General features: G+C 63.9%; 18 protein-coding genes. 6 read left to right on the forward strand and 12 right to left on the reverse strand.

The features are described 5' to 3' along the window. Nucleotides 1-11 precede the first annotated feature (11 nt). Together folK and folP are read right to left on the reverse strand one after the other, a co-directional pair. Complete coding sequence (gene folK, locus AC3A4H_RS07530; RefSeq protein WP_487766143.1) at nt 12-530, reverse strand: 2-amino-4-hydroxy-6-hydroxymethyldihydropteridine diphosphokinase; 519 nt, start codon at nt 528-530, stop codon at nt 12-14. 46 nt (nt 531-576) lie between these two features. Beyond that, the gene (gene folP / locus AC3A4H_RS07535) at nt 577-1,422 is read right to left on the reverse strand and encodes a dihydropteroate synthase (RefSeq protein ID WP_487766144.1); all 846 of its coding nucleotides are present in this window, start codon (nt 1,420-1,422) and stop codon (nt 577-579) included. Nucleotides 1,423-1,545: 123 nt separating this feature from the next. Here folP and AC3A4H_RS07540 point away from each other — a divergent pair, with 123 nt between their 5' ends. Continuing rightward, complete coding sequence (locus AC3A4H_RS07540) at nt 1,546-2,163, forward strand: DUF922 domain-containing Zn-dependent protease (RefSeq protein ID WP_487766145.1); 618 nt, start codon at nt 1,546-1,548, stop codon at nt 2,161-2,163. A gap of 36 nt (nt 2,164-2,199) precedes the next feature. Here AC3A4H_RS07540 and AC3A4H_RS07545 read toward each other — a convergent pair whose 3' ends face one another. From AC3A4H_RS07545 to AC3A4H_RS07555, 3 genes are all read right to left on the reverse strand, one after another. Beyond that, nucleotides 2,200-3,225, reverse strand: a complete 1,026-nt coding sequence (locus AC3A4H_RS07545) for an NAD(P)/FAD-dependent oxidoreductase (protein WP_487766146.1) — start codon at nt 3,223-3,225, stop codon at nt 2,200-2,202. A 79-nt stretch (nt 3,226-3,304) separates the two neighbouring features. Continuing rightward, nucleotides 3,305-3,625: a 2Fe-2S iron-sulfur cluster-binding protein gene (locus AC3A4H_RS07550; RefSeq protein WP_348777098.1), complete on the reverse strand. Its 321-nt coding sequence runs from the start codon at nt 3,623-3,625 to the stop codon at nt 3,305-3,307. A gap of 108 nt (nt 3,626-3,733) precedes the next feature. After that, complete coding sequence (locus AC3A4H_RS07555; RefSeq protein WP_348777099.1) at nt 3,734-4,108, reverse strand: Hpt domain-containing protein; 375 nt, start codon at nt 4,106-4,108, stop codon at nt 3,734-3,736. Nucleotides 4,109-4,384: 276 nt separating this feature from the next. Here AC3A4H_RS07555 and AC3A4H_RS07560 point away from each other — a divergent pair, with 276 nt between their 5' ends. Beyond that, a complete protein-coding gene (locus AC3A4H_RS07560) occupies nt 4,385-10,903 on the forward strand; it encodes a coiled-coil domain-containing protein (protein ID WP_487766147.1) in 6,519 nt (2,172 codons plus the stop codon). 132 nt (nt 10,904-11,035) lie between these two features. Here AC3A4H_RS07560 and AC3A4H_RS07565 read toward each other — a convergent pair whose 3' ends face one another. From AC3A4H_RS07565 to AC3A4H_RS07580, 4 genes are read right to left on the reverse strand one after another with little or no spacing between them, the layout of a single operon-like run. After that, nucleotides 11,036-11,680, reverse strand: coding sequence for an ABC-type transport auxiliary lipoprotein family protein (locus AC3A4H_RS07565; protein ID WP_487766148.1), 645 nt, complete (start codon nt 11,678-11,680; stop codon nt 11,036-11,038). 44 nt (nt 11,681-11,724) lie between these two features. After that, nucleotides 11,725-13,098: an MlaD family protein gene (locus tag AC3A4H_RS07570; protein ID WP_487766149.1), complete on the reverse strand. Its 1,374-nt coding sequence runs from the start codon at nt 13,096-13,098 to the stop codon at nt 11,725-11,727. Nucleotides 13,099-13,112: 14 nt separating this feature from the next. Next, nucleotides 13,113-13,931, reverse strand: a complete 819-nt coding sequence (locus tag AC3A4H_RS07575; RefSeq protein WP_487766150.1) for an ABC transporter ATP-binding protein — start codon at nt 13,929-13,931, stop codon at nt 13,113-13,115. A gap of 11 nt (nt 13,932-13,942) precedes the next feature. Then, the gene (locus AC3A4H_RS07580) at nt 13,943-15,118 is read right to left on the reverse strand and encodes an ABC transporter permease (protein ID WP_487766151.1); all 1,176 of its coding nucleotides are present in this window, start codon (nt 15,116-15,118) and stop codon (nt 13,943-13,945) included. 76 nt (nt 15,119-15,194) lie between these two features. Here AC3A4H_RS07580 and dgcA point away from each other — a divergent pair, with 76 nt between their 5' ends. After that, a complete protein-coding gene (dgcA, locus tag AC3A4H_RS07585; protein ID WP_487766152.1) occupies nt 15,195-16,178 on the forward strand; it encodes an N-acetyl-D-Glu racemase DgcA in 984 nt (327 codons plus the stop codon). Here the strand turns inward: dgcA and AC3A4H_RS07590 are convergent. Together AC3A4H_RS07590 and AC3A4H_RS07595 are read right to left on the reverse strand one after the other, a co-directional pair. Continuing rightward, complete coding sequence (locus AC3A4H_RS07590) at nt 16,149-17,366, reverse strand: MFS transporter (protein ID WP_487766153.1); 1,218 nt, start codon at nt 17,364-17,366, stop codon at nt 16,149-16,151. The genes dgcA and AC3A4H_RS07590 overlap by 30 nt on opposite strands. 129 nt (nt 17,367-17,495) lie before the next feature. Continuing rightward, nucleotides 17,496-18,317, reverse strand: a complete 822-nt coding sequence (locus AC3A4H_RS07595; protein ID WP_487766154.1) for a UDP-2,3-diacylglucosamine diphosphatase — start codon at nt 18,315-18,317, stop codon at nt 17,496-17,498. A gap of 118 nt (nt 18,318-18,435) precedes the next feature. Here AC3A4H_RS07595 and AC3A4H_RS07600 point away from each other — a divergent pair, with 118 nt between their 5' ends. The 3 genes from AC3A4H_RS07600 to AC3A4H_RS07610 all read left to right on the forward strand — a co-directional run bounded on the left by AC3A4H_RS07600 (nt 18,436) and on the right by AC3A4H_RS07610 (nt 22,978). Further along, nucleotides 18,436-19,215, forward strand: a complete 780-nt coding sequence (locus tag AC3A4H_RS07600; RefSeq protein WP_487766155.1) for an SDR family oxidoreductase — start codon at nt 18,436-18,438, stop codon at nt 19,213-19,215. A gap of 169 nt (nt 19,216-19,384) precedes the next feature. Next, nucleotides 19,385-21,712 carry an NADP-dependent malic enzyme gene (locus AC3A4H_RS07605; protein WP_487766156.1) on the forward strand — a complete coding sequence of 776 codons (2,328 nt, stop codon included), beginning with the start codon at nt 19,385-19,387 and terminating at the stop codon, nt 21,710-21,712. Between the two features lie 99 nt (nt 21,713-21,811). Beyond that, a complete protein-coding gene (locus AC3A4H_RS07610) occupies nt 21,812-22,978 on the forward strand; it encodes a DUF2865 domain-containing protein (protein WP_487766157.1) in 1,167 nt (388 codons plus the stop codon). Here AC3A4H_RS07610 and gltX read toward each other — a convergent pair. Continuing rightward, nucleotides 22,896-24,269, reverse strand: a complete 1,374-nt coding sequence (gene gltX / locus AC3A4H_RS07615) for a glutamate--tRNA ligase (protein WP_487766158.1) — start codon at nt 24,267-24,269, stop codon at nt 22,896-22,898. The two genes, AC3A4H_RS07610 and gltX, sit on opposite strands and share 83 nt — an antisense overlap. Nucleotides 24,270-24,354: the final 85 nt, after the last annotated feature.

Genomic DNA, 24,354 nt, shown 5'->3' on the forward strand with positions numbered 1-24,354 from the left:
GCGAACGCCGGTCAGGAGTCGCGCCACCAATCCCGGCCGGACGGCAGCTTCTCGATGCCGGCAAGATCGACGCGCGGCAGGCAATCGGCAGCGCTGACGCCGCACGCGTCGAAGTGTGGCGCGATTTCCAGCAAAGGCACGAGCACGAATGCGCGCTCGAACATGCGCGGATGCGGCAGCTCAAGGCCCGCTTCATCTATCGTGCGATCTCCGAAGGCCAGGATGTCTATGTCGACCAGCCTCGGCCCCCATCTTTCCTGGCGCACGCGCTTCAGCTTGTGCTCGGCCTCCAGGCAAAGCTCCAGCAGCTCGCGCGGCGAGCGGCTTGTGGCGATCTCGGCCGCCACATTGAGGAAATCCGGCTGGTCAAGCTTGCCCCACGGTGGCGTGCGATAGAGCGAGGAGACCGCCACGACTTCGGTCTGCGGGTCCGCGTCCAACAGCCGAAGTGCCGCCGCCATCGTGGCGGCAGGATCGCCCAGGTTGCCCCCGAGGCTGAGATAGACGCGCTCTTTGCTGTGACTGGACAAGCCTTACCTCGACTGATCGAAGAACGGAATTGAACGGATCAGACGATCAGGAGCCTGACTTCGGCGTTTCGCGTGCAAGGATAGCATCGGCCACGACCAGGGCATCTGCATTGATTGCGACATTGTGCACGCGAAACAGCGATGCGCCCTTGAGCCGCAGAACGACGCTGGTTGCCGCCGTTGCCGCATCCCGCGCTTCGGAAACGCGCCCCGAGACATGGCCCACGAAGCGCTTGCGCGAAGTGCCCACGAGGAAGGGAAAGCCGAGCGGGTGGAGTTCGCCAAAACGGGCCATCAGCTGCAGGTTCTCTTCGGCGTCCTTGGCGAAGCCGAAGCCGGGATCGAGCACGATCTGTTCTTTGGCCACCCCTGCCTCGCCTGCAATGCGCAGCGATTCTTTCAGGAACTCGAACTGGTCGACGATCACGTCCGGATTCTTTTCGCGCTCGCGGCCGGTATGCATGACGACCAGCCCGGCGCCTGTCTCGGCTGCGAGGTGGGCAATGCCGGGCTCGCGCTGGAGCCCCCAGACGTCGTTGACGATGTGCGCGCCTGCGGCCACGGCAAGCCGGGCGGTTTCCTCGCGATAGGTATCGACGGAAATCAGCACATCGCCGGATTTCGCCAGAGCGCTGATGACCGGGAGGATACGCGCCTGCTCTTCCTCGGGTGAAACCGGCGTGGCACCCGGCCGAGTGGATTCGCCACCCACGTCGATGATGACGGCGCCCTCTGACATCATGCGGCGGGCCTGTTCGACGGCGCGCTCGAGGTCCACGAACTGTCCGCCATCGGAAAAACTGTCCGGGGTGATGTTCAAGATGCCCATCACCAGCGCGCTAGCGCCGATGTCGAGAAAGCGCCCGTGAGCCAATTGCCATCGTATGGTCATAGCAGTCTGTTGTTTACCGATGAAGCGGGGTCACAAAAATTCGGCTCCTTCAGATGGAACGCGGAAGCCACGATTTCCATTGCGTGGCATATGCCCGTAATGCAAGGCAATTTAAGAGGCAATATGATGAAACCCACCCTGCTGACCGCCGTGGCGCTCGCCTGCATGGCCACGCCAGCGGCTTCCGCCTCCGTTTCCAAGACCTACAATTATTTTTCTGTCGGCGGAAAAACCCTGGACGACATCGTCGACGAATTGTCGCGGCAAGGGCCGCGCGTCACCGGATCGGACGCCCGCCACCCCGGTGCCACGCAGATGCAGTTCACGACGAAGCTTATCACGGCCCAGGGGAAGAATTCCTGCCAGGTCCTGGATGCCAGGACCACCGTCACGGCAAAGGTGATGCTTCCCAAATGGCGGAAGCCGCGTAAGCCGGACCCTGATGTGAAGTTGATCTGGGATACACTGGCTTCCGACATCAAGCGGCACGAGGAAAGCCATCTGGTGATTGCCAAGAACTATGCCCGTGAACTGGAGCAGAAGTTGCAGGCGATAGGGCGGCAAAAGGACTGCCAAACCGTGTCCGAGAAGGCGAAGGCCACCACGGCCCGCGTGCTCGCCCGTCATGACAAGGCGCAGGCTGACTTCGACAAGATCGAAGGGAAAAATTTCGAGAGCCGAATTACGAAGCTGCTGAAATACCGCATCCAGCAAATCAAGTTGGGCCGCCTGCCCGGCTGAACCAAGGCTGTCCCGCCGGGAGCCTATGCCACGGGGCTAGTCGGGGACCCCGAGCTTCTTGTGCAGGCTCGATGAAGAGGTCGTGTACTGGAACACGATGCGTTCGGCAGGGCTGACGATCTTCTTGGCGGCCTGCGCCATGAGCGCCGCCTCGTGAAAGCCGCACAGGATAAGCCTCAGCTTGCCCGGATACCAATTGATGTCGCCGATGGCGAAGACGCCCGGCACCGAGGTCTCGAACTTCTCGGTATCGACAGGGATCTGGTTCTCGTGAAGGTTGAGGCCCCAGTCGGAAATCGGGCCGAGCTTCATGGTGAGGCCGAAGAAGGGCAGCATGCGCGTGCAGGGAACCTCGACATCTCCGTCCGGTCCCTTTACCGTGGCGGCAGTCAGCTGGCCGCCCTCGCCGGTCAACTTCGTTACCTGGCCGACCTGGAAGTCGATCAGCCCCTCGTCCCGCATTGCAAGCATCTTGTTGACGCTGTCGGGCGCGGCGCGGAACTCCGGCCGGCGGTGCACCAGCGTCACGCTCTTGGCTACGGGCTGCAGGTTGAGCGTCCAGTCCAGCGCGGAGTCGCCGCCGCCGACGACGAGGAGGTCCTGCCCGCGAAACTCTTCCATCCGGCGCACCGAATAAAAGACACTGGTTCCCTCGTATTCCTCGATGCCGGGGATCGGCGGCCGCTTCGGCTGGAAGGCGCCGGCGCCGGCAGCAATCACAACCACCTTGGCCTCGACCGTCTCGCCGGCGTCCGTGGTTGCGCGAAGTCCGCCCTGCTCAAGCCGCTCGAGCCCGCTGACCATGCGGTTGAACAGGAATTGCGGCTTGAACGGTTCGATCTGCTGCATCAACTGGTCGACGAGACCTTGCGCGGAGATCGAGGGCCAGGCCGGAATGTCGTAGATCGGCTTTTCCGGATAGAGCTCGGTGCACTGTCCGCCGGGCCGGTCGAGGATGTCGACAAGCAGGCACTTCATGTCAAAGAGGCCGAGCTCGAAAACCGCAAAAAGCGCTACCGGCCCCGCCCCGACGATCAGAACATCAGTCTTGAAGGTGTCCATCTGCCTTCCCCCCGCTTGCCGATCGGCGGCCCGCAATCACCGGAACGTCGCCGCAACCTGCCCGCCGGGAGGCGGACAGTCAGCCTTGCCTTTCAGGAACCTGCACCACGAGGCCGTCCAGTTCGTCGCGGACCTTGATCTGGCAGGACAGCCGCGAATTGGGCCGCACGTCATAGGCAAAGTCCAGCATATCCTCTTCCATCGGCTCCGGCTCGCCGACCACGTCGGTCCACGCCTCGTCGACATAGACATGACAGGTTGCGCAGGCACATGCGCCGCCACATTCCGCCTCGATGCCGGGGACGGCATTGCGAATGGCGTTCTCCATGACGGTCGAGCCGTTCTCGGCCTCCACATCGAAACGGGTGCCGTCGAAGGCAACGAAGGAAAGCTTGGTCATTATAGCCCCTGAAACGAGTATGCTGCCGAGATAATCACTCCGGCGCGCAAGTCAACTGCGGCGCAAAAGCGGCGTCCTGCGACGCAATCAGTGGCTGCCGCGAAATTGCTAGCGGTTGATTGTGGCGATAAAGTCCCGCACCTCGTCTATGAGGTCGGCGAGGCGCTGCAGCAGGTGCTGGTCCTGCGGTTGCCTCTCGATCGCCGACGCCCAATCGGCTATGGCAAACGCGCCAATACCGCGCGCTGAACCCTTCAGCCCATGCGCGAGGCTCAAGCGCTCGTTTACAGTGGCCTCGGCGATCTGATCGCGCACCTGCAGCGCGTGGTGCATGAACATATCGAGCACTTCCTGCTCAAGCGCGCGGTCGCCCATGGTCTGCCGCCCGAGATGGACGAGATCCACAGGGCGCGCCGGCGTCGAGCAGCTACCCTCGCCCCCCGGCATGGAAAAGGCGACGGCGTTGGGTTCCAGGGGTGTCATTTCTGCCTTCTTTGGACTATGCCTGACGCGGCGCCAGACTCACTCAATCATGTGGATAACGGGTTAATGGCCAAAGTGGCGGAACCGTCCGCAAATCCGCCAAAATCCCGGCATCGTTAACCGTATATTTAAACTTTTACGCATCGGCGGGGATTCAAGTTTCCTTTACCGGACTGTGCCAGTACGATACGTAAAGTCCATAAAAAGCCTCGACGCGAGTTTTTATGAGCCACTTTTTTGGCGGCCTCGCGGCAATGAGTACAGGGTAACGGCGACATGGCGAAAAAAAGCTCGACAACGAAGAATCTCGATTTGGACGTTGCCAAGGAGCTTGAGGAAGCCCTCGATTTTGATCTGGCAGCCGGCGCTGACGAGCTGGACATAGCCGCCTCCATGGAAGACCTGGAGGCGCAGATATCCCAGGCGGCTGACGAACTGGCCCGCGAGAGCCGCGCCGAAAAGGCTGCGGCCGCCGCCAGTGCACCCGTCAAGCAGGAGCCCAAGCCCTCGGTTCATACGGCACCCGCGTTGCCGAGCAGCCTCCGCCCTGTCGAAACCTCGAGCCCGCGGCCGAACGGCCTTTCGCCCGCGAACGACGACCAGCAAAAGGACTACCGCACGCTGCTCGGCAGCATAAACCGCCGTTCGTCGAGCGGTGTCTATTGGGCTGTCGCACTGCTTTCAGCAATTTGGGTGGGCGGCGGAGCCCTGCTGGCGAACAAGCTGTTTTCACCGGGCCTCCTGGAGATCAGGTCGATCGACCAGGTGTTGGCGCAGCCCTACATGATCCTGCTTGGCGTGGCCACGATCACGCCGATCATCCTGTTCTGGGCGTTTGCCCTGATGATTCGCCGCGCCCAGGAAATGCGGCTTGCCGCGCAATCCATGACCGAGGTGGCGTTCCGCCTCGCCGAGCCGGAAAACCTGGCCCAGGACCGCGTCATGGCCGTCGGCCAGGCCGTGCGCCGCGAAGTGGCGGCCATGGGCGAAGGCATCGAGCGCACGCTCGCTCGCGCCGTCGAGCTGGAAACGCTGGTACACACCGAGGTGAGCCAGATCGAGCGCTCCTATGCCGAGAACGAAGCGCGCATCCGCACGCTGGTCGACGGCCTGGGCAGCGAGCGCGAGGCTGTCGTCACCCACGCCGAGCGCGTGCGCGCGTCCATCGCCGGTGCGCATGAAACGCTCCGCGACGAACTCGATTCGGCCGGCGACATCATCCGTCAGAACATTCTCGGCGCATCGACCAAACTGTCGATGACGATCACCAACTCCGGTGATTCCCTGATCGATCGCATCAATGAAAGCGGCTCGTCGCTGTTCGAATCGATCGATCAGCGCCTTGACACGATCGGCGATCGCATCAGCACCTCGGGCGAAGCCTTTGCCAGCCTGCTCGATACCCGCATCGCCAAGCTGAACCAGAGCGCCGACGACATGACGCGCTCGCTGTCGCAACTGCTCGACGACCGCACTGCCGGCATGGTTTCGCTGCTTGGGGACGCCACGCGCACGCTCAACGCCGACTTCGACACCAATCTCAAGGGCATCGAACGCACCCTGGCCGAGCGCGGCCAGGCGCTGATCAGCGAGTTCCAGACCCGGGCCGAGGCACTCGACACCGGCACGCAGAAGCTCAACGCCGCACTTGAGGCGCGCGCACGCCAGATCAACGAGACCCTGGTCGAGCGCACTCGCGAGATCGCCACCACCTTCTCGGACGGCAACCAAAATCTCTCGGCGATGATCGAGGAAGGCCGCGCGAGAATTGGTTCCCAGATGGGCGATATGGTCATGTCGACCTCCACCATGCTGGAGGCGCGCGCCAACGAATTCGCCGACCGCCTGGAAGCGGCGCGGCATACCGTGTCCGATGCCTTCGAGGCAGACCTCCAGAAGCTTGCGGATGCGCGCCAGGGCATCGACCAAGCCGTGGACGCCCACGCCAGCAAGTTCGCGGAAAGCAGCGAGCGCATCGCCTCGACGCTGCAGGCCGATCTGGCCAAGTTCGAGGAAAGCCGCGCCGGCATCGACGAGGCGGTCGACCTGCAGGTTCTGAAGCTGGCAGAAGGCCGTGCACAGATTTCGCAGGCGCTGGAAGAGGACCTGCGCAAGATCAACGAATCGCGCGCCACCATCGACGCCTCGCTCGGCGAACATCTGGAACGGCTGGCCGAGAGCCGCGCAAGCCTCGCCCGCGCCCTCACCGAGGATTCGGACAAGCTCACCCAGACCCGGGCCAACATCGACGAAATGGTCGCCAGCCACGTCGGCAAGCTCGGTGAAGGCCGCAACATTCTCTCTCGCGCCCTGGAAGCCGATCTCAACAAGCTCGCCGAGAGCCGCAGCGAAATCGACAATCTCGTCGTCGGGCAGGTCCAAAAGATCGCCGAGGGACGCGAAGTGCTCACGCGCGCCCTGGAAGCCGATCTCGGTAAGATCGCCGAAAGCCGCTCCACGATCGACCATCTGGTCGATGGCCAGATCGAGAAGCTGGATCAAGGCCGCGAGCGTTTGACACGTGCGCTCGAGGATGACCTGAGCAAACTCGCGGAAAGCCGCTCGAGCATCGATGGCCTCGTTGCCGGTCAGGTCGAAAAGCTTGCCGAAGGCCGCAACATCCTCAAGCGCGCGCTGGAGCAGGACCTCGAAAAGCTGGCCGAAGCCCGCTCGAGCATCGATGGCCTCGTGGCTGGTCAGGTGGAAAAGCTCGCCGAGGGTCGCGACATCCTCAAGCGCGCCCTGGAGCAGGACCTCAACAAGCTGGCCGACACCCGCGCCAGCATTGATGGGCTCGTCACCGGCCAGGTGGAAAAGCTGGCGGAGGGCCGCGAACTCCTGACGCGCGCGCTCGAAGACGACCTGGGCAAGCTGGCCGAGAGCCGGGCCAGCATCGATGGCCTCGTCGCCGGACAGGTCGAAAAGCTTGCCGAGGGGCGCGATATCCTGCGCCGCGCGCTGGAGCAGGACGTCGCCAGCATCGACGCGATGATCAGCCGCCACGCCGAGAAGTTCAACGAGAGCCGCCGCATGCTGACGGCCTCGCTGGAAGAAGACCTTCAGAAGCTGGCCGATGGCCACGGCTCGCTCGATGGCGTCGTCAGCAGCCAGCTGGAACGCCTCGCCCATGGCCGCGACGTGCTTACCCGTGCGCTGGAAGCCGATATTGCAAGCATCGAGGGGCTTGTTGCCGCACAGGCCGAAAAGCTGGTCGAAGGCCGCAAGATGCTCTCGCGGGCGCTGGAAGCGGATGTCGCCAGCCTCGACGGCGTCGTCGCGAACCAGGCCGAGAAGGTGAGCGAGAGCCGCGGCGTGCTGACCCGCGCGCTGGAGGCCGACATCGCAAATATCGAGGGCCTGATCGCCAGCCAGACCCGCCGCCTGGAAGAAGGCCGCGCCATGCTGGCCCGCACCCTGGAAGAAGATCTTCAGAAGCTGGCCGAGAGCCGCTCTGGCATCGATGGCCTTGTGGCCGGCCAGGTCGAGAAGCTGGCTGAGGGTCGCGACATTCTCAGGCGCGCTCTAGAGGCCGACCTTCAGAAGCTGGCGGATTCGCGCTCGCAGATCGACGGACTGGTCGCTGCCCAGGTCGAAAAAATCACAGAGGGCCGAAACATCCTCACCCAGGCGCTTGAAGCCGACCTGCAGAAGGTTGTGGACAGCCGTTCGGGCATCGACGAAATCATCGCGGGCCAAATCGGCAAGCTCGCCGAAGGCCGCGACATGCTGACCCGCGCCCTCGACGACGACCTGACGCGTCTGGCTGAAACGCGCCGCGAGATCGATGACGCCGTCTCGACGCACATCCAGATCATCGCCGACAAGCGCATCGACATTTCCGAGGCCCTCGCCTCCGACGTGGAGAAGATCGAGGAAGCCTTCCGCCGCCAGACCGGCGTCATCGAAGAGCGCACCAGCACCATGGAACGCGCTCTGACCATGGGCGTGGACAATGTCCGCACAGTGCTCGAGAACAGCGCCGTGGTGGTTGCCGGCTCGCTGCGCGAGAAGGTCATGGAGGTTACCGCGGCTCTCAACGAGGAGGCCGGCCGCGCCTTCACCGATGCCGACCGCCAGATCGCGGCGCGCGCCGAACAGACCGCAGCCGCCCTGCTCGCACGCGCCAACGACATCACCCGCGCCTTCGAGGAGGCTGACACTCGTCTCGCCGCCCGCGCCCAGGAAACGTCCGGAACGCTTATTGCGCGCGCCGAAGAGACCGCCGAGGCCATTGCGGCCCGCGCCGGCGATCTCGTCCGCACGTTCGACGATGCCGACCAGAAGCTGGTGGCCCGTGCCATCGAAACCGCTAACTCGCTGGCAACCCGCGCCGGCGACATTCTGCGCAACTTCGAGGACGCCGATCACCGTCTCGGCCAGCGCATCGGCGAATCGGCCGAGGCGCTTGCCGCCCGCGCCGCCGAGCTCGGCCGCATCTTTGATGCAGCCGACCAGCAATTCATCTCGCGCATCTCCGACGGTGCGACCACGCTGGGCGCACGGGCGGTGGAGATCGTCAGAAACTTCGAGGCAGCCGACGAGCGGTTGGCGGCCCGGGTCAATGAAACGGCCGACGCCCTTGCCGGCCGCGCGGCGGAGATCGGACAGGTTTTCGAGAACGCCGATCAGCGCATTGCCGCCCGCGTCAACACCAGCGCCGATGCGCTGGTGGGGCGCGCAGCCGAAATCAGCCGCGTCTTCGAAAGCGCGGACCAGCAAATCGCTGCCCGCATCAACGAAAGCGCCGAATCGCTTGCCGGACGCGCTTCGGAAATCGGGCAGATCTTCGAGAATGCCGATCAGCGCATCGCCGCTCGCATCGCCGAGGGTGCCACGGTCATCGGCTCGCAGGTCTCCGGCGTTGCAGACGCCCTTGCAGAAACCGAGCAGCGAGTGGTTGCCCGCGCGCAGCAGACGGCTGCCGAACTGGACGCACGCACCAAGGCGATCGAAGAGACGCTTTCGGGCGCAGACCAGCGCTTCGCTTCGGGCATCAACCAGGCGGCCGCGCGCGTGGACGAACATGTGGCGCGAGCGGAAGACCGCCTCGCCGCAAGCGCCGAAACGGTTGGCCAGAAGCTCAACGAGCAGGTTTCGCAGGCAGAGGCACAGCTCGTCGCACGTGCCAGCACCATCGCCGACACCTTCACCGCCGTGGGACAGCACATCGGCCAGAGCACCAACGAGGCCGCCCGCACCATCGGCGCCAACACCCGCGAACTGAACGCGATGCTTGCAGAGCGCTCGGCCGAGATCGGCAAGATCCTGGACGAGAACGCACGCCCGCTGGTGGACCGTCTGGCCGAAAGCGGCAACGAGCTGCAGCGCGGCCTGGAGCACGCCACGCAGCGCGCCACCGAACGCCTGCGTGCCGAGAACGCCGCACTCGTCAACGCGCTCGCCACTCGCACAGCGGAGACGCTGTCGGCAGTGGAAGGCGCTCGCAGTTCGCTGGCCGATGGCGTCGGCGACCTGATCGGCAGGCTTTCGGTTTCCAGCGCGCAGCTCAATGAGCTCATCGAACGCGCGGCCACCAACCTTGCCAATGTCGACGAACGTCTCGCCGGCAGCACGCAGAGCTTCGCCGCGACCACCGAAAAGGCGGCGCAGACCTTCGCAAGCTCGGCTCGGCTGATCGACTCCAACACCGGCCGCCTCGCCGACCTGTCGTCGAACACGCTGAAGGAAGTGGCGTCGATTGCAACGCGCTTCGACGAGCACGGCCGCCTCCTCTCGAGCGCGTCCGAACTGCTCAGCGCGGCCCAGAACAACCTGGAGCACACGCTGGGGCGGCAATCCTCGCTGGACGACCTGGCCGTCGGCCTGGTCAAGAAGTCGGAGGATCTCGAACGCGTCATGCGCTCGTTCGAAGACCTCGTCGGCAAGGCGCTGGAGAAGGCGGAAGGCCGCACCATCGCGTCAACCGACAAGATCCGCAATGCGATCACCGAAGTGGTCGAGTCGGCCACCAAGCGCTTCGCCGACGCCACCGAGGAGATGCGCCGCACGGCCAGCTCCATCAAGACCGACCTAGACGCGACCCGCGCCGAGCTGAAGCAGGGCGTGCTCGAAATGCCGGAGGAGGCGAAGCAGTCGACAACCGCGATGCGCCGCGCCGTGAGCGAGCAGATCAAGGCGCTGAAGGAGCTGTCGGACATCGTCGCAAAGTCCGGCCGCACGATGGACGTTGGCGAACGTGCGCCTCAGCCGCGGCCGGCCGAGCCGGCACGCCGTCCGGCTGCGCCCCAGCCCACGCAGGCGGGCGACCTCGCCCTGCGCGGTACGCTGGATGTCGATGCCGAGAGGACTGCGCGCCCGCGTGAAGGCGCACGCAGCCAGCCTGGTGGATGGGTTCGCGACCTGCTGACCGGCGCGTCGCGCGAGGACAGCATGCGCAAGGCGGCGGTCGCCGACGCACCCCGCCCTGCCGCGCCCGCGCGGTCACCGGCCCATGTCGTCGAATCGCTGAATTCGCTCTCGGTCGACATTGCGCGCGCCATCGATCATGACGCCTCGATCGAGCTGTGGAACCGCTATCGCCGTGGCGAACGCGACGTGTTCACGCGACGCCTGTACACGCTGAAGGGGCAGCAGACTTTCGACGAGATCCGCCGCAAGTATCAGGCCGACGGCGAGTTCCGTGCCGCCGTGGATCGCTACTGCGACGATTTCGATAAGCTGCTTAAGGACGTGTCACGGAACGACCAGGACAACGTCATGTCGCAGACCTATCTGTCGTCTGACACCGGCAAGGTCTACACCATGCTGGCTCACGCCAGCGGGCGCCTGCGGTAAGCGGCAGTCCACCGGAAAAAGAAAAAGGCGGGAACTTCCCGCCTTTTTCTTTGCCTGCTGATTGTTTGTGAAACTTGCTCCGGGGCTTCACTGCCGCCTGGCCGGTTCAACGTGGTTAGAGCCGGACCGTGGTCAGATCGTCGACTCGGTCCAATTGACGATTTCGAGCGCGACCTCGCCAAAGGCACGGTCCAGTCCGCGCATATAGGAATCGTTGCCGCTGCCGGAGACCGGCGAGGTGGCACTGAAGCTGCGCGACGCGCGCACCTCGCCGTTGCGATCGTTGAGTAGCCGCACGAACAGCTCGACATCCGCACTGCGGCTGCCGTCGACATACACTTCGAAGGCGCGCAGCTCGGCAATGACCTGATAGTCGATCGCCAGCCCCTCACCCGGCAATCCCACGCCGGCAAAGGCGCCCGAACGCTGGAAGGTCTCGGCCAGCCGCGCCTGAACGACGCGCGGCAGCCGGTCCGCCCACTGCGCACCCTTCAGATATTCGATGACGCCCGACTTGCGCTTGATGACGATGTTCTGACCGTCCAGCATCTTGAGTGCGGGCGGCTCGGCGATGAGTATCTGCATGCGCCGGCGCGCATGCTTCGCCTCGGCCGCCGGCGCCGACAGTTCGTAGGTGTCGAGTGGCTCGGGCTTGGCGCCCAGCAGGGCGCAACCCGACAGCGACAATGCGACAAAGGCAATGCCCGACATCAATTGAAGCGTTTTCACCGCAAATCCGTCCCCACGATCCCAGCTTTGCACGAAGCTGGCGGTCATTCCCTCACCCTAGAACGCCTTCTTCGAATGGGCGTCCGTCAATGTCAACGCCGCGCGCGTCCGTCATATTCGCGGACGGTTCCCTCTCCACCCGTAAGGATGCGCTGCGGGTTGCGTTCCAGATCCGTAATCGCCTGCTCTATCCGGTTTATCGCCCGGCGACCGTCGCGCACGAAAGATTCCACGTCACGCAAGCCCGGTCCCGTAAACTGCTGAAGGCCGCTCAAAATCGTGCCCAGGCGCGCGTTGAGCGTGTCGGCAACCTGCCGGAAGGCCTTCAGCGTGTCGCGGGCCTCGGCCATCATGCCCTCCGTCTGGCCGGAACCCAGCAGCTTGTCCACCTTGGCCAATATGCCATCCACCCGCACCGAAGCGGCGTTGAGGCGGTGGGCCAGCTCGGTCGCGTCGCCGATCATGCGATCGATATCGCCGGAGCGGCCCCTGAACTTCTCGGTGACTTTCGCGACGTCGCTTGCCGCGCTCTTGGCGTCGCGGCTCGCAGACTCGATGTTGCCGAGCGTGGTGCGCACCGTCTCCGGATTGACGCTATCCAGAATGCCGTCGACCTTGTTCAGGGTATTGGTGCTCCGTTCGGCAAAGGTGTTGATGGAGCCGACGGCTTTCTGAGCCCCTGCAATGATCCGGTCGAATTCCTTCGTGTTCTCGCTCAGATCGCGGGTGACCTTCTGGACATTGGTGACGATCTGCGAAACCTTGTCCTTGTCCACCGCCTTGAGCAGATCCTCCGCCGCCTTCAGGGTGCTATCCAGCCTCCCCGAGACGCCCACCAGTTCCTCGGAGAGCTTGCTGACGCTCGAAAGGAATCTGTCCACGCCCTCGGCATTGCGGCCAAGAGCGTTGGAGAACTTTTCGACATTGGAAACCGTGTGGGTGAGCGGCACGCGAACGTCGCTCACAAAGCCTTCCAGCTGGCTGAGCAGAGTATCGGCGCGCTTGAATATGTCCTGCGCCGTCTGCAGCAAATTGGTCACGGCAGAGGGGCTGGCAGTAATCTCCGCGACCTTGCCCTGCGACTCGGCCTCCTCGAACAGATTTACCTCGTGCGGATTGCCGCCCTTGAGCTCGATGTTCGCCTGGCCCGTAAGGCCGGTGAGACCGATATCGGCCTGAGTGGACTTGGTGATCGGGGTCAGGCGATCGATTTCGGTGTCGGCGATCGCCACGCTCGGGTTCTCGACATCGATGAAGACGCGCCGTACATCGCCAACCTTCACGCCGTTGAAAAGCACGGCGCTGCCGCGCCCCAGGCCTGATGCCGACCCCGGAATACGCACGCGCAACATCGCGGTCTCGCCCCTCTCGCCGATCGCCGCGGTCCAATAGACGAAGGCAAAGGCGGAGAGGATCGCAAGGAGCGTGAAAATTCCGACGATTACGTAGTTGGCTCTGGTTTCCATTCGCGACTTTTATTCTATCTCCTGGCCGACAGATCGATGTGCCGCGCGCGCTTGCCGCGGAAGTAAGACTTCACCCACGGCTCCTCGCTGGCAAGCATGTTTTCGATCGTGCCTTCGATGAGCACTCTTTTCTTGCCGAGAACGGCAATTCGGTCACACACGGTGAACAGACTATCGAGATCGTGTGTCACCATGTAGACGGTCAAACCCAGCGTGTCCCGTAGCTTGGACACGAGTTCGTCGAAGTCGGCCGCGCCGATGGGGTCCAGGCCCGAGGTCGGCTCGTCGAGAAACACGAGGTCAGGGTCAAGCGCCAAGGCGCGGGCCAGCGCCGCACGCTTGATCATGCCGCCCGACAGTTCCGACGGGAACTTTTCTGCCGCATCGCGTGGAAGCCCCACCAGTTCCACCTTCAGGAGCGCCAGCTCGTCCATCAGCTTCTTCGGCAGGTCCAGATATTCACGCATCGGAACCTGGACATTTTCCCGCACGGTCAGCGAGGAAAACAGCGCGCCATGCTGGAAAAGCACGCCGAGGCGCATGTCCAGCCTCATCCGCTCCATGTCGGTGGCCTCGTCGACATCCACCCCGAAGAGCCTGATCGTGCCGGCGCGCTTCTTGGTCAGGCCGAGAACGGTGCGCAGGAGAACCGATTTGCCACTGCCGGACGCGCCGACAAAACCGAGGATCTCGCCACGACGTATGTCCAGCGAAAGGTTCTCGAGCACGATGTTGTCGCCGAAACCGACAGTGACGCCGTGTGCCTCCAGAACGATCTCGCCGTCCGGGCGGCCGTATCCATTCACCTGGTCCGTAGTCGTTTCGATGACCATCGCCGCTCGCCTCAGAAGTTGATCGAAGCGAAGAAGATGGCAAATGCGCCATCCATGATGATGACGATGAAGATCGCCTTCACCACCGAGGCAGTCACGTGGCGCCCGAGCGACTCGGCACTGCCGCCGACCTTCAGCCCCTCCACGGAGGCAAGAATGCCGATGACCATGGCCATGAAAGGCGCCTTGATCAGCCCGGAAAAGATCGTGCTGAGGCTTATGCCGACCCGCAACCGGTCGAGAAATGCCGTTGGCGTGATGTTCGAATAGAAGTACGAGATCACGATAGCGCCGCCGAGTGCGGCGAAGTTGGCGATGACGGCCAGGCATGGCAGCGCGATAACCAGCGCAACAAGGCGCGGAAAGACCAGCACTCCGACGGGATTGAGCCCGATGACCTTGAGCGCATCGACCTCCTCGCGCATCTTCATCGAGCCGATCTCGGCGGTGATGGCGCTGCCGGAACGGCCTGCCAGCATGATCGCCGTCATTAGCACGCCGAGTTCGCGCAGGATCAGGATACCGACCAGGTCGACTACGAAGATGTCGGCGCCGAAATAGCGAAGCTGGTAGGCGCCCTGCTGGGCCACGATGCCGCCCACGATCGCCGACATCAGCACCACGACCGGCACTGCGCCCACGCCCATGCGGTCGATCTGGTGAAAGATCGCAGCCAGATTGACGGCATGGCCGCGGCCAAGCTTCAACTGCGCCCCGCGAATGGTGGAGCCCAGGATGTTCATGGAGGCGAGGAAGTCGTCTCGGATCGTGTAGACCGTGCGCCCGATCGCCTCCAGCGAGGCTATGACGAGACCGGGCGGCTTGGGCCGTTCCACCTCCCCGCCCCGCCGCGATGCATCGCGCACCGCGCCGAGAAGGATGCCGGCCTCTTCGCTCGCGCCAGTAAGCCTGACCTCGGCATTGCGCGCCTCCCGCGCAGCGATCAGCCTTTCAAGCAGCCAGGCGCCGGCAGTGTCGATCTTTTCGACCCCTGCAAGGTCGAGTACCACGGGCTCGCTGTCCCTGCGTGTTTCGAGGCGGCGCATCTCAGCATCGACCAGCGCGACCGTTCGCGTCGTCCAGGTGCCCGACAAGACATAGGCGCGCACGCCGTCATGCTCCGCCTCGCCGATGAAGGGCGGCTGCTCTTTTGCGGTTTTCGCTTCGTCGGCAGCATTGATAGTCATGACAGCCTGTCATATCCCGTCATCGAGGCTCTGTCACTTTTTCAGCTTTGCCGGTCCAAGAATTTGGAGAAAAAACATGCCGCGTGTCCTTTCGGCCAATGCCGAGTGCTTTCCGATCGCCGGCACCTTTACCATCTCGCGCGGCTCGAAGACCGAGGCCGAGGTGATCGTCTGCGAAATCGCTGAGGGGCCGGCCGTCGGCCGTGGCGAATGCGTGCCCTACAAGCGCTATGGCGAGACGATGGAAAGCGTGCGCGAAGCAATCGAAGCGATGGCGCCCCGGATAGCGGCGGGCATGGACCGCAACGCCCTCGTGAAGTCGATGGCATCGGGCGCAGCCCGCAACGCCATTGATTGCGCGCTGTGGGATCTGGAAGCGAAGCTTTCGGGAATACCCGTGTGGCAGACCATTTCCGGCGCGCAGCCGCAACCGCTTGAAACGGCTTACACCCTGTCGCTCTCAAGCCCTGAAGCCATGGCCGCCCAAGCCGCCGAAAATGCCTGGCGCCCGCTGCTGAAGGTCAAGATCGGCAGCGACAATGATATCGCGCGCATCGAGGCGGTGCGGAAGGCTGCGCCCGACAGCCGCATCATCCTCGACGCCAATGAAGGCTGGAACGACGAAAACATCCGGCAGAACCTGGCACTGGCGGCCGATCTCGGCATCGCGTTGATCGAGCAGCCGCTTCCGGCGGGCAAGGACGGGATCCTGCGCGACATTCCGCACCCCGTGCCGATCTGCGCCGACGAGAGCGGACACGGCGTGGAAGATCTCGAGTCGCTGATCGGTCTCTACGACGCCATCAACATCAAGCTGGACAAGACCGGTGGGCTGACAGAGGCCTTGCAATTGCGCGACCGCGCACGCGAACTCGGCTTCTCCGTCATGGTCGGCTGCATGGTCGGCACGTCGCTGGCAATGGCGCCAGCCGTGCTGCTGGCGCAGGGTGCCGATTTCGTCGACCTGGACGGGCCGCTGCTGCTCGCGCGCGACCGCGAGCCGGGTCTGGTCTACGAAGGCTCTCTGGTGTCACCGCCCCAGGCGGCCCTTTGGGGCTGAGCGCGCCGCCAGGCCGATGAAAGCGATGCCCAGCGCCGCCACCGCCACCATCACATAAAAGCCGCCGACACCGAGCTGTTCGTAGAGCACGCCGGAAAACAGCGTGACCGTTGCCATGGAGAAGCCGCTGGCGAAGAAAGCAATGCCTTGCGCCGCGCCCATGCGTTCTTCAACCACCGTCTCGGCAATCATCTTTTGCACCCCGATCAAGATCAGGCCGGTGGAGAAGGAATGCAGCGTCTGCGACGCGAAGAAACCTGCAACGCCCGCACCCATTGGCCAGATCAGCGGAAACGAGGCCCAACGCAGCATTGCCGCCACGCCGGCCATCACCAGCAGGACGACGGGTCGCATATGGCCGAAGACCCTCGTGAAAACCATGAACATGGCAACTTCGGCCACCACACCCCAGGCCCATAGCAGGCCGACCAGCGTTTCGCTGATGCCGATCGACTTCCAGTAGATGGACACGAAGCCATAGAGAAAGCCGTGGCTGGATACGATGATGCCCGCTCCGATGACGAAGAACAGGAAATAGGCATTGAGGAGCTTCGGCGCCGCGTCCTGGAGCTCAGCCGCCGAAAGCGGCGAAGCACGCCGCGGGCGCCCGAGTCGCGGAGCAAAGCACACGACGACCAATATCGCGGCAAGACCGCCGGTGATCATCGCGGGAACCGCGTCCGCTCCATAGACTGAAAGCACGGCGCCGCCGGCGAGGTTGGCGGCCAGGAAAGCGATGGAGCCCCAGATCCGCATCCCGGCATAGTTCGAACCGAAGCGCCGAACGCCCGAGAGCGCGAGCGAATCGGCCAATGGCGTGTGCGGGGTCCAGAACACGGCCAGAACCAGGGACACCAGCAGAACGGTCAGATAGTCGGGCTCCAGAAAGTAGCCCGACGACAACATCAGCGCGGCAGCTACCGTCAGAATCAGGACATTGGCCCGGTCGTTCGCCTTGTCTGCCAGGCTCGTGATGAATGGCGTGGTCACGACGCGCAGGAACATCGGTGCCGACAATATGATCGCGATGTGGCCGGCATCGAATCCCTTGGTTTCCAGCCACAGCGGAAAATACGGAAGGTGCACGCCCACCGGTACGAAGACCATCAGGTAGATGAGCGATATCCGCAGTTCGAAATAGCGCGGCTTCACGAACTGGGCCGCAGCGAGCGTTTGCGACGACGACATGGAGGGGGCGATCCAGAAAGCGCGACTCATGCGAAATGGGATCGGTCACGCTGCCGCCCCATAGCATGGGGACGCCACCGGGCAAACAACGCCGCCGATTTCGGGCCGTGCGGCGCGGTGGGAGCGGCGTCAGGCTGCCTTGCCGATGGCCTCTTCCATCTCGGCCGGCACGCGGAGCGGCTTGCGGCGTGCTGGCCGGGCGATCGCGTGCGGCCAGTGGACGATCTCCATCGACCCGTCGAAATGCTCGACCACCGCAGTGCAGCTCTCCACCCAGTCGCCGGTGTTGACATAGCGCACGTCGCCGAAATCCTCGATCGCGGCGTGGTGAATATGCCCGCAGATCACGCCATCGACATCCGAACGTCGAGCCTCATCGGCCAAGACGTCCTGGAACGAGCCAATGAAATTGACCGCCTTCTTGACCTTCACCTTTGCCCAGGAAGAGAACGACCAATAGGGCATGCCGAGCCACTGACGCAGCCGCGTCACCATCCGATTGACCATGATGGCCATGTCGTAGGCCTTGTCGCCCAGATAGGCGAGCCAGCGCGCATTGTGCACGACCATGTCGAACTGGTCGCCGTGGATGACCAGATAGCTCTTGCCGTCGGCGGCTTTGTGAATAGCCCGGTCGGCAACGACGATGCCGCCGAAATGAACACCCTGGAACATCCGCAGGAATTCGTCGTGATTGCCCGCGATATAGATGATCTGCGTGCCCTTGCGCGCCTGGCGCAGCAGCTTCTGCACGACATCATTGTGGCTTTGCGGCCAATGCCAGGACCGCCGCAGCCGCCAGCCATCGACAATGTCGCCAACAAGGTAGATCGTCTCCGCTTCGTGATGACGCAGGAAGTCGATCAGAAACACCGCCTTGGCCGCTTTGGAGCCGAGATGGACATCGGAAATGAACAGGGTGCGGAATTTGCGTGGCGCTTCGCCGGGCATGAGCTTCTGTTCCGTTGCTGTCGCGCAAGCCTATGAAGCCCCCATGCAACAGGCGTATGACGGTTGCGGTTTTTGCCACGCAAGCTAGGTTCGCAACCCTGCAGAGGAGAAGCAAATCATGGATCTCGGCATTCGAGGAAAGACGGCCATCGTCTGTGCGTCGAGCCGCGGGCTGGGCCGCGGTTGCGCAACGGCGCTGGCCGAGGCGGGCTGCAACCTCGTCGTCAACGGTCGCGACCCGACGGCACTTGCGGCAACCGCACGCGAGCTTCGGGACCGGTTCGGCGTCGACGTCATCGAGATTACGGGCAATGTCGCGGACCCTGCCGTCCAGAAGGATCTGCTCGCCGCCGCGCCTGCGCCGGACATCCTGGTCAACAACAATGGCGGACCGCCGCCGCGTCCGCTGCGCGAACTCGACCGCCAGAAGATTCTCGAAGGCGTCACCAACAACATGGTCACGCCGATCGAACTCGTGCAGGCAGTGATTGACGGCATGGCGGAGCGCGGCTTCGGGCGCATCGTCAACATCACGTCGCTGTCCGTCTATGTCCCGATACCGGGACTCGACCTGTCGTCGGGCGCACGCGCCGGTCTCACCTCGTTCCTGGCAGGTGTGGCGCGCACGGTGGCCAGCCGGAATGTCACCATCAACAACCTGCTGCCGGGCAAGCTCGACACCGATCGCCTGCGCACCACGCATGGAACGGGCGTGGAGGAAACACCGGAAGCCGCGCGCGAGCGCAAGCTGCGGCTGAGCGCCGACATTCCGGCCAAGCGCCTCGGCACGCCGGAAGAATTCGGCCAGATATGCGCCTTCCTATGCTCGGTACATGCCGGCTATATTACCGGGCAGAACATTCCGGTGGATGGCGGCCTGTATGTCAGCGCGTTTTGACGCGACGACACACATCTGACTCAATTGGCGAAATAGTGGTTCCAAGCAATTGGAATCACTGGAATTATCGACCTCGTGCCTTTCCGACCACTCACCGGTGTCTGAAGGGCGGGGATCGCACAGGGCAACAGGCGGTCGAATGCGACCGTACGCGGGGTAAGCGGCGGAAATGAACACGGAAACAGACAACACCAAACGCTCCGACCTCGATGAGGCGGCGCTGTTCTTCCACAAATATCCGGTAGCGGGAAAGCTGGAGATCCAGGCCACCAAGCCGCTTGGCAACCAGCGCGACCTGGCGCTCGCCTATTCGCCCGGCGTGGCAGCCCCCTGCCTTGCAATCCGCGACGAACCGGCCACGGCGGCCGACTATACGGCGCGCGCGAACCTTGTGGGCGTGATTTCCAACGGCACTGCTGTTCTCGGCCTCGGCAATATCGGCCCTCTGGCCTCCAAGCCGGTGATGGAGGGCAAGGCCGTCCTGTTCAAGAAATTCGCAGGCATCGACGTCTTCGACATCGAGATCGACGCGCCGGAAATCGAGCGCATGGTGGAGACCATCTCGGCGCTGGAACCCACCTTCGGCGGTATCAACCTTGAAGACATCAAGGCGCCCGAATGCTTCGAGGTGGAAGAGCGCCTCAAGGAGCGGATGCGCATTCCGGTCTTCCACGACGACCAGCACGGAACCGCCATCATCGTCGCAGCAGCTGTCCTCAACGGGCTGGAACTCGCCGGCAAGAAGATCGAGGACGTCAAGATCGTCACCTCCGGCGCGGGCGCTGCAGCTCTTGCCTGCCTCAACCTGCTGGTCTCGCTCGGCGCGAAGATCGAGAACATCTGGGTCACCGACCGCTACGGCGTAGCCTACAAGGGGCGCGTCGAAGAGATGGACCGCTGGAAGGCCCCCTACGTCAAGGATACCAACGCGCGCACGCTGGACGACGTCATTGGCGGCACCGACGTTTTCCTTGGGCTGTCGGCCGCCGGCGTGCTGCGCCCTGAACTGCTGCAGCACATGGCGGAAAAGCCGCTGATCCTCGCTCTGGCCAACCCGACCCCCGAGATCATGCCCGAGGTGGCACGTGCGGCACGGCCCGACGCAATGATCTGCACCGGCCGTTCCGACTTCCCGAACCAGGTCAACAACGTCCTCTGCTTCCCCTACATCTTCCGCGGCGCGCTGGATTGCGGCGCGAGCGCGATCAACGAAGAGATGAAGCTGGCGGCCGTGCGTGCCATTGCGGGGCTTGCCCGCGAGGAGCCTTCCGACGTCGCGGCCCGCGCCTATTCCGGCGAGACGCCGACCTTCGGCCCTGACTTCCTGATCCCCTCGCCCTTTGATCCGCGTCTCATCCTGCGGATCGCTCCGGCGGTGGCAAAGGCTGCCTGCGACAGCGGCGTGGCCACGCGTCCCATCACCGACTTCCCGGCCTATATCGACCGCCTGAACCGCTTCGTGTTCCGCTCCGGCCTGGTCATGAAGCCGGTGTTTGCAGCGGCGAAGACCTCGTCGGCCAAGCGCGTGATCTATGCCGACGGCGAGGACGAGCGCGTGCTGCGCGCCGCGCAGGTGGTTCTGGAGGAAGGGATCGCGCAGCCGATCCTGATCGGTCGCCCCAGCGTGGTGGACACGCGGCTGCGGCGCTACGGCTTGCGCATTCGCGCCGGCACCGACTTCGAGCTGATCAACCCCGAGGACGATCCGCGCTACCGCGACTATGTCGATCTCATGATCCAGCTTGGCGGGCGGCGCGGCATTACCCAGGAAGCCGCCCGCACCATGGTGCGCACCGACACCACCGCAATCGCCGCACTGGCGACCCGCCGCGGCGATGCCGATGCGATGATCTGCGGCCTCGAAGGCCGCTTCGCGCGGCACCTGCGCAATGTCACCCTGATCATCGGCGCGCGCGAGGGTGTGCGCCATCGCGACCTGTCGACGCTGTCGATGCTCATTTCCAGCCGCGGCGTGATCTTCCTCACCGACACTTATGTCACCGTCGACCCGAGTGCGGAAGAAATCGCCGAAATGACCATCCTGGCAGCCGAACAGATCAGGCGCTTCGGCATCGAGCCAAAGGCGGCGCTGCTGTCGCATTCGAATTTCGGCTCGCGGGACACACCCAGCGCCCTGAAGATGCGGGAAGCCGCGGCCATCCTGAAGAAGGTCGCACCGGATCTTGAGAGCGACGGCGAAATGCATGCGGATTCGGCTCTTGCCGAACATCTGCGGCAGAGGGTCTATCCACACTCCACGCTGAAGGGCGAGGCCAACCTGCTGGTGTTCCCGAACCTCGATTCGGCCAACATCACGCTTACCGCCGTGAAGCAGATGATGGATGCCCTGCATGTCGGGCCGATCCTTCTGGGCGCGGCGCAGCCGGCGCATATCCTCACGCCTTCGGTTACGTCGCGCGGCGTCGTCAACATGACGGCGCTGGCAGTGGTCGAAGCCTCGCACAAGGCGCAAGCAACCATGGCTAACGCGGACTGACAGCGTCAGTCGGCACGGGCAGGACCAAACTGCAAACAGGCAGTTAACCTGCTCGTGCTAGTCGGAGGCGGATTTCAGCCGGCTGCCCGGCAGCCGGCCATGTTGAGTTTCTTGGGGTACATGATGACGGCCGGATCGAACGGGTTCGTGCGCGCAATCGCCGTTTTTTCCGCCATATTTGCAGGGCTCCTCGCCACCATGCCGCTGGCGCTTGCCGATGCTCGCCTGTGCCGCCAGCTCGAGGCCGAACTCGCCGGTGGAGCAAAGACAGCCCGCACCGAAAAATATGACGCCGCAATCGCCAAGCAGCGCGAACAGATCGTTCGGGTGCGCAACCGGGCGCGCGCCGCGGGATGCGGCTTTTCCATGTTCGGCCGCGCGGTCGAGGATTGCGCCAAGCTCAACGACAATCTCGCCAGAATGGAAAGCAACCTGGATGCGCTGGAGCGCAAGCGTGGCCGTGTCCGTCCGGGCAGGTCACAGGCCCAGATCATTGCTGCGATCGACGCCAATGGCTGCCGGCAGGCACCGCAACGCATCGAGGCCGCGACCGAAAATGCTCGCGCCATCGAACGGATTCTGAGCCGGACGCGGGCGACCGAGCAGGCAGCCGCCGCGGCCGGCGAACGCAAAGTTCAAAGGGTGCTGAACCCGGGCGAAGGCATCAGTCGCCTTGCCGGCACGTATCGCACCTTCTGCGTACGCACCTGCGACGGCTACTATTTCCCGATGTCGCCAGCCTCTTCGCGCGGCCAGTTTGCGCGCGACCAGAAGAACTGCCAGGCGGCGTGCCCCAATGCCGAAATGCAGCTTTTTTATCAAGAAGCCGAGAGCGACACGGCAACCGAAATGATCTCTGCCCGGTCCAGCATGCCCTATTCCCGCCTGCCGGCGGCCTTTCGCTATCGAAGCTCCGCCGCGCCTGAAGGCTGCAGCTGCAACGCGCCCAAGAGTTTCGAGATCATAGCCGGAAACCCGCCGCAGCAGGAAGCGGCCGAGGTTCAGCCCGCTGCGGCCATACCTCCGACCGAGGTCGAACCGGAATTCTCGGCATCGATCGTCAAGCCGGAGCCGCCAGCGCCTGCCGCAAGCGTGGAAAGCGTCGCAAGCCCCGAAGCAATGGCAACGGTCGCCGCCGGCGACGAGCCGGCGGCCATTCGCGACCTGGACCCGGACCGCAAGGTCAGGGTCGTCGGGCCAACGTTCCTTCCCGACCCAGAAGAGGCAATAAATCTGCGAGTTCCGGCCCGGAGGCACGGCCGGTAAGCGCCAGCCGAAGCGGCATGAACAGCGACTTGCCCTTGCGGCCGGTTGCCTCTTTCACAGCGCCGGTCCAGTCCTTCCAGGTCGAGCGATCCCACGGCTCTTCCGGCAGGAGATCGAGTGCCTGCGACACGAAGTCGGCGTCTTCGCCAGCCAGTTCGATCGGCTGGTCGGGCCCTTGCCGCAGAATGCGCCACCAGCCGGCGGCATCGGCCAGCTTGTCGACGTTGCCGCGTACGGCAAGCCAGAAAGGCTCCGCCTGTTCGCCGGAGATGCCGAGCACCGACAGCCGATCCTGCGCCTGCGAGAACGGCATGTTGTGGAGCAGCGCGCGGTTGAGCACGATAAGCTCCTCGGGGTCGAACTTCGAGGCGGATTTCGACGTGGTTGCGAGGTCGAAGCGGCTCGCCAACTCCGCCATGGTCGGCATGGCGGCAACGCTTTCCGAAGTGCCGATCAGCACCGCCAGCGAAGCCACGGCCATAGGCTCGATGCCTGATTCGCGCAGGCCCGAGATGGACAGCGCGCCGGTGCGCTTGGAAAGCCCCTCGCCGTCGCTGGTGGTCAGAATGTTGTGATGGCCGAACACGGGCGGCTCTGCTCCCAGCGCCTTGAAGAGCGCGATCTGCACGCCGGTGTTGGTGACATGGTCGTTGCCGCGGATGATGTGCGTGACGCCCATCTCGATATCGTCCACCACGGAAGGAAGCGTGTAGAGATAGGTGCCGTCCTCGCGCACCAGAACCGGGTCCGACAGCGAGGCGAGATCGACGGTCTCATCGCCGCGCACGAGGTCATTCCACTGGACTTCCGTGCGTTCGGGCTCGAACGGGTCGGTGGAAAAATTCGGCAGCAGGAAGCGCCAGTGCGGCTTGCGGCCTTCGGCCTCGAGCGCCTCGCGCTCTTCCGCCGTCAGCTTCAGCGCCTCGCGGCCATAGACGGGCGGCTGCTTGCGCGAGAGGCGGATCTTGCGACGCAGCTCCAACTCTTCCTGGGTTTCGTAGCAGGGATAGAGCAGGCCCGCAGTCTTCAGCTTCTCCACCGCCGCGTCATAGCGATCAAACCGCCGCGACTGGTATTCGGTGGCGTCCGGGAAGATGCCCAGCCAATGCAGGTCGTACAGGATGGCGTCGGCATATTCCTGCTTCGAACGCACGATGTCGGTGTCATCGAAACGCTGGATAAAGCGGCCGCCATTCTTCATGGCGAACAGCCAGTTGAACAGCGCGGTACGCGCGTTGCCGATATGGATGAGGCCCGTCGGCGACGGGGCGAAGCGAACGGTTACGGTCATTTGCACCGGTTAACGGATGCATTTGGCCTTGGCAAGGCTGGCAAAGCGCTGGCAGGCCCGGGACCGCGCCCAATGCGCGGCCCCA

This window comes from Pseudaminobacter sp. Soil_N_29 (assembly GCF_057656055.1).